Annotated in this window: 9 protein-coding genes; 3 read left to right on the forward strand and 6 right to left on the reverse strand. The window is 36.6% G+C overall.

The genetic code is table 11. The features are described from left to right. Positions 1 to 266: 266 nt before the first annotated feature. A complete protein-coding gene (locus FFJ24_RS11385; protein ID WP_138821613.1) occupies positions 267 to 2,687 on the reverse strand; it encodes a TonB-dependent receptor in 2,421 nt (806 codons plus the stop codon). A gap of 141 nt (positions 2,688 to 2,828) precedes the next feature. Continuing rightward, complete coding sequence (rpe, locus tag FFJ24_RS11390; protein ID WP_138821614.1) at positions 2,829 to 3,500, reverse strand: ribulose-phosphate 3-epimerase; 672 nt, start codon at positions 3,498 to 3,500, stop codon at positions 2,829 to 2,831. Positions 3,501 to 3,759: 259 nt separating this feature from the next. Here rpe and FFJ24_RS11395 point away from each other — a divergent pair, with 259 nt between their 5' ends. Further along, complete coding sequence (locus FFJ24_RS11395) at positions 3,760 to 4,125, forward strand: hypothetical protein (RefSeq protein ID WP_138821615.1); 366 nt, start codon at positions 3,760 to 3,762, stop codon at positions 4,123 to 4,125. Between the two features lie 134 nt (positions 4,126 to 4,259). Here FFJ24_RS11395 and pnp read toward each other — a convergent pair whose 3' ends face one another. Beyond that, positions 4,260 to 6,395, reverse strand: coding sequence for a polyribonucleotide nucleotidyltransferase (gene pnp, locus FFJ24_RS11400; protein ID WP_138821616.1), 2,136 nt, complete (start codon positions 6,393 to 6,395; stop codon positions 4,260 to 4,262). A 176-nt stretch (positions 6,396 to 6,571) separates the two neighbouring features. Then, positions 6,572 to 6,856: a 30S ribosomal protein S15 gene (gene rpsO / locus FFJ24_RS11405; RefSeq protein WP_056096414.1), complete on the reverse strand. Its 285-nt coding sequence runs from the start codon at positions 6,854 to 6,856 to the stop codon at positions 6,572 to 6,574. 633 nt (positions 6,857 to 7,489) lie between these two features. Here rpsO and FFJ24_RS11410 point away from each other — a divergent pair. Then, entirely contained in the window at positions 7,490 to 7,909 is a 420-nt protein-coding gene (locus FFJ24_RS11410; RefSeq protein WP_138821617.1) for a thioesterase family protein, read from the forward strand. Positions 7,910 to 8,307: 398 nt separating this feature from the next. Further along, a complete protein-coding gene (locus FFJ24_RS11415) occupies positions 8,308 to 9,732 on the forward strand; it encodes an MATE family efflux transporter (protein WP_138821618.1) in 1,425 nt (474 codons plus the stop codon). An 85-nt stretch (positions 9,733 to 9,817) separates the two neighbouring features. Here the strand turns inward: FFJ24_RS11415 and FFJ24_RS11420 are convergent, their stop codons facing one another. Next, the gene (locus FFJ24_RS11420) at positions 9,818 to 10,903 is read right to left on the reverse strand and encodes a hypothetical protein (RefSeq protein ID WP_210419505.1); all 1,086 of its coding nucleotides are present in this window, start codon (positions 10,901 to 10,903) and stop codon (positions 9,818 to 9,820) included. Positions 10,904 to 10,915: 12 nt separating this feature from the next. Further along, a complete protein-coding gene (locus FFJ24_RS11425; protein WP_168202459.1) occupies positions 10,916 to 11,542 on the reverse strand; it encodes an ABC transporter ATP-binding protein in 627 nt (208 codons plus the stop codon). Positions 11,543 to 11,614: the final 72 nt, after the last annotated feature.

Genomic DNA, 11,614 nt, shown 5'->3' on the forward strand with positions numbered 1-11,614 from the left:
CAACTCAATAAGATAATACGATCTGAAAACTTGCACTTATAACCTCCCCAGCTTTTTAAAATTTGAAGACTCTTTTGAAACGATAGATTTGCGTTAGGGATTGTAAGGGTTCAGTGCCGATCCTTCATCGGTACCGGAGCAAAGCGTAGCCCTGAAAAGCCCTCCCCCTTTCCCGTTTTTCACGGGATTGGGTAACGCCCAAATCAGTTTGCAGTTGGCGATTCTCAGTTTTCAATCTGCAGTTTTCAGTTTACAATTAACAAGACTTAGTTTTTCAATTTCACAATCAACTTTAAATTAAACTGCCTGCCGGTTAAATAATTTGGAATGGCATATTGCACATTATCCACATCTTTTAGCCATAAGTAAGAAACGGTATTATTGATATTCAGCATATTAAAAACCTCAAAAAATAAAATAACCGAACTGAAATTTTTATCCAGAAATTTAGGTTTGTGCAAAGCTGCATCGTCAAGGAAATCTTTTGAGAAACCGATATCTACACGTTTATACGACGGGATAAAAAACTTATCTAAATACCGTGGTGTTAGCGAAGGACCAATTGGCAAGCGCGAACCGTAAAGTGCATTAAGGTGAACTTTATACGTGGGGCTATTCAACAGCCTGTCTTGAAAAAATATAGAAAAATTTAAGCGCTGATCTGTTGGCCGTTTTAAATAACCGGGATAAATTGTCGCTCCACTTTGAACATAGCTATCACCAATAATATCTTCATTGGCATGCATTACCGACATTCTGAAATAAGAAACAAGATCTTTAACAAACTCTCCACCAATACTGAAATCAGCACCGTAAGCGTAACCACGCGATACTTCATTTGCAAGGTATTTAATTCTCAGGTTATCAATTTTGTAAGGAATTAACCTGTCCGAATATTTAAAGTATGCTTCAGAAGTAAACTTCAGCCTCGTTCCTAAAGCATCAAATGCATATTCGTAACCCAATGAGGTATTATAAGAACTTTGCGCTTTTTGTTTGATATTCAATTCACTGGAAAAATCGCGTATGGTACGGTACGATGGTGGTTGTTTATATACCCCTACAGAAAATCTCAGGATCTTATTGTTCGAATTTGGCCTATAGGCTATCAATATCCTCGGGCTGATCAGTAACTGTTTACTTAAAGAGCTATAAGTTGACCTCACTCCCAGCTGTAATTCTGCCGAACTGGAAAGTGAATAACTATCCTGGATGTAAGCGCTATAATTGCTGATATCAAGATTGTTTTTTACATTGATTACGTTTTGCAAAACAATATTTTTGGAGTTATTTGGCAAGATAAACCCAGCAGAATCGGTATAATTATATTCATTTAACTGATCCTTATATAAGGATTTATCAAATTTTAAACCCCAGGAAAAAACATGGTTATCAAAATTCTGATCGACCTTAATTTCTGAAGCAAAAATTTGGGTATTTAAACTATTTCTTCCGTAATTATAGTAGCTGCCAATACCCTTGTTTTTACTTACCGGTCCAAAATTCTCTCCCGGAAAGCTATTGTCTACCTCGTCAAAAACATAGCTGCCGTTGATATCAAAACGTTCCCTTTCTATGGTGTTAAAATAGCTATTGACAAACTTGATGACCAAATTTGGTTTTGGAGAGTATGTTGCGGTAACAGCGCTACCTAAGGTTTGGTAATCGTCAATCTCCTGTCCCGTGTAATCTACATTTAACCTTAATGTAGTACTTAAAGAACCAAACTGTGTTTCTCTGTTTGTGGGTACCAGTTTAAACTGCCCAAGGTTAAAACTTCCCAAATAACTGATATTGAATTTCGGCGAAAAATCGTATTGATAAAGCAGCTGGGCATCGGCAAAATTAGGACTATAACTACCTTTCTCATCTTGTTTAATAAGCACGCTCGAATTATTTTTATAGCGTAAACCAGCCAACAAAAAACTATTTTTAAAAACCTTTTTTGCAGTTAAGGAGGTATTTAAAAGACTGGTACTAAAAGTAGTCTGGTTGCTATCAGGCTTATCATATCTGATATCTAAAATAGAAGAAAGTTTATCACCATATTTCGCTTCAAAACCACCGGCGGAGAACTTTGCTTTACTGACCAGATCTGAATTAATAAAGCTAAGCCCCTCCTGCTGTCCGTTACGGATTAATACTGGCCGGTTAATTTCTACATCGTTTATGTAAATCAGATTTTCATCAAAATTGCCTCCCCGAACGCTATATTGGGCACTTAATTCGTTATTTGTAGATACACCGGGCAACGTTTTTAACATGGTTTCGAAATTCCCCGAAAGCAATGGCATGGAGGATACATCTGTAATATTAATGGTAGTGGTGTTACTTAACTGATTCTGTTTATTGGTGATGTTGACCTGCTCTAACTCATTAATATTAGCGATTAAGTCCACTTGTTTAACAATCCGCGCACCCGAACGTTCATTAAATTTGATGGTTTGGGGTTGGTAACCTAAAAGAGAATATTTAATGCTAAATGTTTTCGACTTGGAATAAATGGTATAAACACCAAATTCGTCTGTAACGGTTGATTGCGCCTGTCCCAAAACAATAACAGTAACCTGGGATAATGGTAATTTTTCATCGTTATAAACTATCCCCGAGACCCTAACTAATGGCTGAGCTACAGCAAAACTGCAACCAGCTATTAAAAGGAAAAGGATGAGCCTAAATTTGAGCATTTTACGCGTAGAGATTTGGTTAAAATAGCCACAGATGCACACAGATAAACATGGATGTCATTATTTTTCAAAAAACAGGTAACAGTAGAATCCTGAAACATTTCCGATCTGTGTCCATCCTTTTTATCTGTGGTTAAAAACTTAAATGCTGACTGCGTTCGTTGTCAAGCTTTTCATTTTGGCAATGGTTTCAGTCGGATTATCTGTTGCAAAAATTGCATTTCCGGCTACGAAAGCATTGGCACCTGCGGATACTAATGTAGCAATATTTTGTAAACCAACACCACCATCTACTTCGATAACCAAATCTGCGTTAACACCTTGTATTAAAGTTTTTAGATCCTTTATTTTTTTATAAGTATTGTGAATAAAAGCCTGTCCGCCAAAGCCCGGGTTAACCGACATAATCAATACCAGATCAAGGTCTTCAATCACATCCTGTAGTAAGCTTACCGGAGTATGCGGATTTAAAGCTACACCTGCCTTGCAACCAGAAGCTTTAATTAATTGAATAGTTCTATGTAAATGTGTACAGGCTTCGTAATGCACTGTGATTCGGTCTGCTCCTGCTTTGGCAAAATCTTCGATATATTTATCTGGCTCAATAATCATTAGATGTACATCCAACGGTTTAACTGCATGTTTTTTAACAGCAGCCATTACCGGGAAACCAAAAGAAATATTCGGAACGAAAACGCCATCCATCACGTCAACATGGAACCAATCGGCCTCACTTTGGTTAATCATTTCAATATCGCGCTGTAAATTGCCAAAATCGGCAGAAAGTATGGATGGGGCTATAATGTATTTCATATTTATTATGTTTCGTCATTGTAAGGCAAGAAGCAATCTGATATAACTGCGACGCCAAAAGAGATTGCTTCTTGCCTTGCAACGAGGATTTATATTTTGGATTTTTACTAAGTATGCAAGTTACAAAATCATTTTAAACAAATTAGGTTGCAACAAAAACGATTTCAATCAGACTGAATAATACGATCAGTTCTGCTTTCCAGGAATAGCTTCGTTGAAAAAAATGGTTATTTTAGGGATAAATAAAAACAATATTCTTATGAAAACAAAACAATTAATTTTTGCTGGTCTCGCAATTCTTATCATGAGTGTAGCTTTTGGTTTTACAACGAATAAACCTAAAACAATTCTCAAAGTTAGTATTATTAAAAAAGCAGTACGTCCGCCCGGACCAGGTATTCTTATCACTGCAATGGCTGGGAGTGATTATGGTGATTACCATTGTGCAGAGGTTGTGGCTGTTTTTGTAGCTAATTCAACGGATAAAATTATAACTGGTACACCAATTTTTACGAATTCGCATTTAACAACTCCATGGCCTAATGGAATAATAACAAATATTACAACAGGCAATTCTTATTTTGTCATCAATGGAATTGTTATGGGGGCAGCGACTCCTTGTTAAAAAATACATTACCCAACAAAAAGCCCTTTCAGTTTTTTGCACTGAAAGGGCCTTATTATTTGTGCGTCACTCTGAATTTATTTCAGAGTCTATCAAGCAGATGCTGAATCAAGTTCAGCATGACGTATCGATTATTACGCTTGTGGTGCTGCCGGTTTTTCAGGTCTTGGTAACAAAACTTTACGAGAAAGTTTCATTTTACCTTGTTTATCTATGTCTAACAATTTAACCTCGATTTTATCACCCTCTTTTAATACACCATCCATGGTTTCTAAACGTTCCCATGAGATTTCAGAGATGTGTAATAAACCATCTTTACCTGGCATAACTTCAACAAATGCACCGAAAGGCATAATTGATTTTACTTTACCCTGGTAAACTTCGCCAATTTCTGGTTTAGCCACGATGTTACGGATACGGGTAACCGCTGCATCAATTGATGCTTTATTATCAGCAAATACTTCTACAATACCTTTACCATCAACTTCTTCTATAGAGATTGAAGCGCCGGTTTCGCGTTGCATTTCCTGGATAATTTTACCTCCAGGGCCGATAATTGCACCGATAAATTCTTTATCGATAGTTAAAGATACGATACGTGGAGCGTGTGGCTTGTAATCTTCGTTAGGTGAGCTGATGGTTTTCTTCATCTCGTTTAAGATGTGTAAACGACCTTCTTTAGCCTGTAACAAAGCTTTAGTTAAAACTTCGTAAGATAAACCATTGATTTTCAAGTCCATCTGACAAGCAACGATACCATGTTCTGTACCGGTTACTTTAAAGTCCATATCACCTAAATGATCTTCATCACCTAAAATATCAGAAAGGATTGCATATTTACCAGTTTTCTCATCGGTAATTAAACCCATAGCGATACCAGAAACCGGAGATTTGATTTTAATACCAGCATCCATTAATGCTAATGTACCAGCACAAACAGTTGCCATTGATGAAGAACCGTTAGATTCTAAAATATCAGAAACGATACGGATGGTATAAGGATTTGCTTCACCTTGAGGCAATACTTTTTTCAATGAACGTTGTGCTAAAGCACCGTGACCAATTTCACGACGGCCTGCGCCTCTGTTTGGTCTAACTTCACCAGTTGAGAAACCAGGGAAATTATAGTGCAATAAGAATTTGTTATAACCATTAAAGAAAGCACCATCAATCATTTGCTCATCATCTTTGCTACCTAAAGTAACCGAAGTTAATGATTGGGTTTCGCCACGTGTAAATACAGCCGAACCGTGTGCAGCAGGTAAATAACCAACTTCACTCCAGATAGGACGGATTTCTGTAGTCTTACGACCATCTAAACGGATACCTTCATCCAGCAATAAATTTCTAATGGCATCGTACTGAACATCATGGTAATAATGTTTAGCCATTGCTTTGGTTAAATCTGCAGTATCTTCTGGCATTGCTTCGAAGAACTCGTTAATGATTGCAGTGAAACCTTCTTTGCGAACATCTTTATTGCCACCGGCTTTCGCTACAGCGTAAACTTTATCGTAGGTATCAGCATAAACTTTAGCTTTTAAATCAGCATCATGGTCTTCGTGATTATATTCACGTTTAACCGTTTTGCCTGTAGCTTCTGTTAATTCAACCTGAACAGCACATTGAACTTTAATTGCATCGTGTGCAAATTTTAAAGCCTCAACCATTTCGTCTTCCTGAATTTCATCACACTCACCTTCCACCATGCCGATATCGTTAGCTGAACCAGCAACCATAAACTCTAAAGTTGCACGTTCTAATTCGCTGGCTTTCGGATTGATAATTAATTTACCATCAATTTTAGCCACACGTACTTCAGAAATCGGACCGTTGAAAGGAATATCAGAAACTGACAATGCAGCAGATGCTGCCAGACCTGCCAAACAATCCGGCATAATATCTTTATCAGCAGAGATTAGAGAAATCATCACCTGTGTATCAGAGTGATAATCACTTGGAAACATTGGGCGTAAAGCTCTGTCTACTAAACGTGAAATTAATACTTCGTAATCAGATAATCTTGCCTCACGACGTAAAAAACCTCCCGGTATACGGCCAGTAGCCGCATATTTCTCCTGATAATCAACCGATAAAGGTAAAAAATCAGTACCTGGTTTGGCACCAACAGTAGATACAACAGTTGCTAACAACATCGTATCGCCCATTTTTACCACAACCGAACCATCAGCTTGTTTAGCCAGTTTACCAGTTTCAATTTCTACAATTCTGCCATCGCCCAAATCGAACGATTTTTTTATTACATTCATTTAATTAGAATTATGGTATGTTTTCCTCTTTCTACACACCGTTGTTTATATAGTTTTTGTTTTTGCAAACGAAGATAGGATTAAAAATGCCTATCTATAATAAAACCCGTTAAAAAAAATTAACAGGGAATTAAAAAGCCATTCCCTAAAGAATGGCTTTTAATGATAAAATTCGCTTATTTTTGTTTGATGATATCACGAAGCTCTAAAGCTTTAATGATAGCACGATAGCGCTCAATATCTTTTTTGTATAGGTAAGCCAAAATACCGCGGCGTTTACCTACCAATTTTTGAAGTGACAACTGAGTAGAGAAATCTTTACGATTTTTCTTTAAGTGTTCTGTTAAGTGCGCAATACGGTATGTAAATAACGCTACCTGACCTTCTGCAGAACCTGTGTTGGTTTCTACTTCGCCGTGTTGTTTAAAGATTTCGGCTTTCTTTTCTGGACTTAAATACATTTCTTGAATAATATTAAAGCAATAAAAATTAATTAATTGTGGCGCAAAGATAAGGTTATATTCGATTAAAAACAAGAGGTGTTTTTTATTAACATGAATCAGATGTCCGTAGAAAAGTCGTCATCTCGACTGAAGCGTAGCGAAATCGAGATATCTATCTTGACAGATTTAGCTTCGTTGTTCTCAACTACATTGCACTCCGCTCGAATAACGACTTGAGACTTAATTATCGCTAATATTTTAATGCTTTTGACTAAAAAACTAATCTCACTATATAATGATCGCATCAGGAAAGATTAAAAATTAAATTATCAGATATTAAAGATTAAACTGTACTTCTTTATCAAAAGATATGAAATGGCTGGCTTACAGATTACAAGCCCCTTGCCTTGCGGAGATTTTAATGGCTTGCCGCCGTTCATGGTAACCGAAATTTGATTAAGTTGCAGAATGCCAAAAAAGCGCTGCCCGGGGGTACGACTCAAATAATAGCATCACGCTCCTCAACAATTGTTTCGCGTGGATATTGAAATCATATAATTTGAGTTTTCCCATTTCATATCAAAAATACAAAAAAGCAAGCAATACTTTACAATCAAGCTTTATTTATACTTTTGCTGAAAACATCAACCCTTGGAAAAGAATCAATACAGCATTTTCGAAAGCGAATTACGCGTCCGTCCGGATGATATAGATATGTTTAATCATGTACATAACAGCAAATACTTAGATTATGTACTGGCAGCCCGTTACGAGCAAATGGAAAAATTCTACGGTATGCCATGGGAGCATTTTACCAAACAAGGTTTAGGCTGGGTAGTGAGCCATGTAGATATCAATTTTAAACGCCCATTATTGATGAATGACTTAATGCTGATCAGAACCGGAATCCTGAATATGAATGATAAAGGCTGCTCCGTTCAGTTCGAAATTATTAATCAGAAAACGGGTAAAGTGGCTTCAGATGGCATTTTTGATTACGTACTGATTGATTTAAATACTGGTAGAGGAACAAAAGTTAACGAAGAAATGATTAAGGCTTATAGTATATAGAACATGATACTCCGATTTAGGGACTACAAAGATTGGGGAATTAGCGTTTCAGGGTATGAAACTCAATTAGTTGATTGTGAGCCAAAGACCATGGATTAGTGGCAAAATATTTATAACATAAAGTAGAGCCATTGATTGATACAGGAAAAAGAATTATAAGTACATGCCTCCTTGGCTAAAATAAATTACAAAAAATAAATCAATCCCTTAAAAGCAGTCATCAAAATTTGACGGCTCAAAATTTTATTTATATTTGCACCATCAAAAAGACCAGAACCATGATAGTATCTGCAATCCGTTTGAGGTTTTAAGTAACTGAGGATTCCCTCCATTTCAATTTTAGATATGTACGTTTAACTGCATATCATTGTTTATACATCACAATTTATTTTTATTATATGTCACAGTCTACAAAGGCACAGGGCAAATTATCGTCATTTTTCGATATTCTGATCCAGTCTTTAAAAGGTCACGAAGTTGACCTCACTTCCATTAGTATAAAACGCGCCATTATTTTATTGGCCATTCCTATGATGCTGGAAATGGCTATGGAGTCGGTTTTTGCTTTGGTTGATTTATATTTTGTTGGCCACCTTGAAAACAGCAGCCATGCCATACAAACCGTTGGTTTAACGGAATCTGTATTAACCATAATTTATTCATTAGCCATTGGCTTGAGTATGGCAGCAACTGCAGTGGTTGCACGCAGAATTGGCGAGAAAAATCCAGAAGCAGCATCAAAAGCCGGAATGCAGACCATTGTGATAGCTGTTTTCGTAAACATAATAATCAGTATCCTGGGGTTGATTTACGCCAGAGATATTCTATTGCTCATGGGCGCTTCAGCTGAAACTGCTGAGCAAGGTGTCACATTCGTCCGCATTATGATGGGCGGAAGTATCATTATTGTACTGCTATTCTTGATTAATGGGATTTTTAGAGGTGCTGGTAACGCGGCAATCGCAATGCGGAGTTTATGGATTGCCAATATTGCCAACATCATTCTCTGCCCTGTTTTTATTAACGGTTTTGGACCAGTACCTTCATTTGGTTTAACAGGCGCTGCAATTGCAACGACAATTGGTCGTGGTTTGGGTGTTTGCTATCAGGTATATAATCTATTTAGCGGTAAAAACGCGCTTAAGATACGCATCGGTCATTTTATTCCAGATTTTACGCAGATTAAAGCGATTGTTAAAATTGCCGCTCCAGCTATCTTTCAGTTTGTAATTGCAAGCTGCAGCTGGGTATTTTTAGCAGAACTGGTTGCCACTACTGGTGGTGATACGGGATCGGCAGGTTACCAGACTGCACTACGGCTGATGATGTTTTTTATGTTACCAGCCTGGGGCTTAAGCAATGCAGCCGCTACGTTGGTTGGTCAGAATTTGGGTGCAGGCCACATAGATCGTGCTGAAAAGTCCGTTTTCCAAACCTTAAAATACATTTTGATTTTTATGGCGGTAGTAAGTGTACTCTTTCTCACTTGTGGGCATTTGTTCGCTGCATTTTTCACTTCAGATGAAAAGGTGATTGCTATTGCGGGTAAGGCCCTTAAAATTATGAGTCTCGGTTTTGTGATTTATGGAGCGGCAATGGTATTTAGCAGCGCATTTAATGGTGCTGGCGATACCTGGACGCCTACCAAAATTAATGTTTTTGCATTTTGGCTGTTCCAGATTCCTTTGGCTTATTTCCTGGCGAAATATTTAGAAATGGGCCCAACGGGAGTTTTTATTGCTATACCAACGGCAGAGGCTGGAATTGCTGTAGCTGCTTACTTCTTATTTAAAAAAGGTAAGTGGAAGAAAACGATGGTTTAACAGGATTTAACCACAGATCAAATGGATGGTTACGGATGAATTTATCTGTATTGTTCATCAACATCTGTGGTTAAAATTCTTATTGCTATTCTTCTATCCCTTTTAAATCGATTCTATTAAACATAATGAAGTAGTATAAAATACAACTGCCTAACAGCACTAAACTGAAAAAAAGATAATAATGCCCAAGTATCGACCACATGGCAATAAAAAAGAAAAATAGCAGCCATTTCAGGTAGTTATCCATATTTAACCTAACTATATATAATAATGTTAAAAGAAAAGATAATCCTGCAATGCCGAATAAAATCCCATTCGCTATAGCACATAGGTTAAGGTGAGCAGCCATAATCAAAAATATCCATTCAGGAATTAAAATAATGGCAAAAACCAATAACCAGTTTAACATTCTTTTGATTACAGAGATCTGCAGGCTTTTATTGAAATTTAAAAATTCGGTTTCAAATTTTAGCAGGGTAAAAACTAAAACTGCATGACATAAAACAGATGCCAATAAAGCAACCAATATTACACGGATATCATTACCCACATCAGCAAACATCCATAACATTCCCTTAAAGAAAATTAATGACAAGACCTTGCACATCAGCAACATTAATGGTTGTTCTTTCAATAAATGAAACAGCGGCCAGCTAATAAATGCTTTTTTTACTTTCAGCCCTACTGATATTATTTGTCTCTCTTTTTTCAGAAAGCCCAATGCCACGGATTGATAGGTAAACCAGGATAAACCAAAAATTATAAGCGAAAAAACAATTAAGATAAATGCGATACTAATAAAAAAGTGGTGATAGATACTTAAGGCAATGAGTAGAAAAACATAAATAATTATTGGTAAAAGAATAGTGAAATATAGCTTTACCCATAATTTTAACTGTAAGTTTTTTTCCAGAGCGGCTGATTCTTTAATAAAATTATACCTGGCTGATGCTAATTTTTGTTTGATAAAGAAATGAACTTTTGTAGCGTATAAAAGCCAGGATACAAATACAACTGCCATTCCGATTGGAGAAGAAACACCAGCTAATAATAAGGCTGTTTGGTAACTGAGTAATTGAGAGGGCTCTACTATGCCAAATAACATATAAATGCCTACAAGAAAAAAGCCAGCATGTTGCTGGTAAAATTCTTTCGACAGCGTCTTAATCAATAACTTCAGCATTTAGAGTTGAATAATTTGTTTATCAACGATTTGAAGTACAGTATTAAGTTGAAGCTTATCGTTATTTACCTCCTGGTGTGATGATAAAAGAACCCCCTTTCCCTGCGCCGCTTTTTCTGTAATTAACCGATACAGTTGATCAGCCGAGTTTATATCAATAGTAATTAATGGTTCATCTAAAATGTATAAATCGGAGTTACCCATAAATGCGCAGATCAGCGAAAGTTTTTTTAACATTCCACTGGAATAACTACCTATTTTATTGTCAAGAAACAGCGTCATTGCAAAATATAGTGCAAGATCTTCTGCCTGTTTTCTTTCAGCACCCCGGGTTTCAATATAAAAATCGATCAACTCCTGCCCGGTTATAAATAGAGGATATTGGGGTTCAGCTTCGGCAAAACTAATGATGGATTTGAATTTTACAGGGTCTTTTTTAAGATTGATTCCATTAAACTCTACTTCGCCTTTAAAAGGTGTTTGTCCGGAAATAATCCGAAATAAGGTTGATTTACCAGTGCCATTCCCTCCTTTTAACCAATGAATTCCGTTATCGATTTTCCATTCGCCAAAGTTTAATACTTCGTGGCTACCGTATTTTTTATTGATATTGGTTAAACTGAGCAAAATGTTTTGATTTTAGTTCTATTTTAGATTTCATGATGTTCAATTTGTTACTTACTAAAGCATCTTGCCCGA

It is taken from the genome of Pedobacter sp. KBS0701 (assembly GCF_005938645.2).
Classification (GTDB): Bacteria; Bacteroidota; Bacteroidia; order Sphingobacteriales; family Sphingobacteriaceae; genus Pedobacter.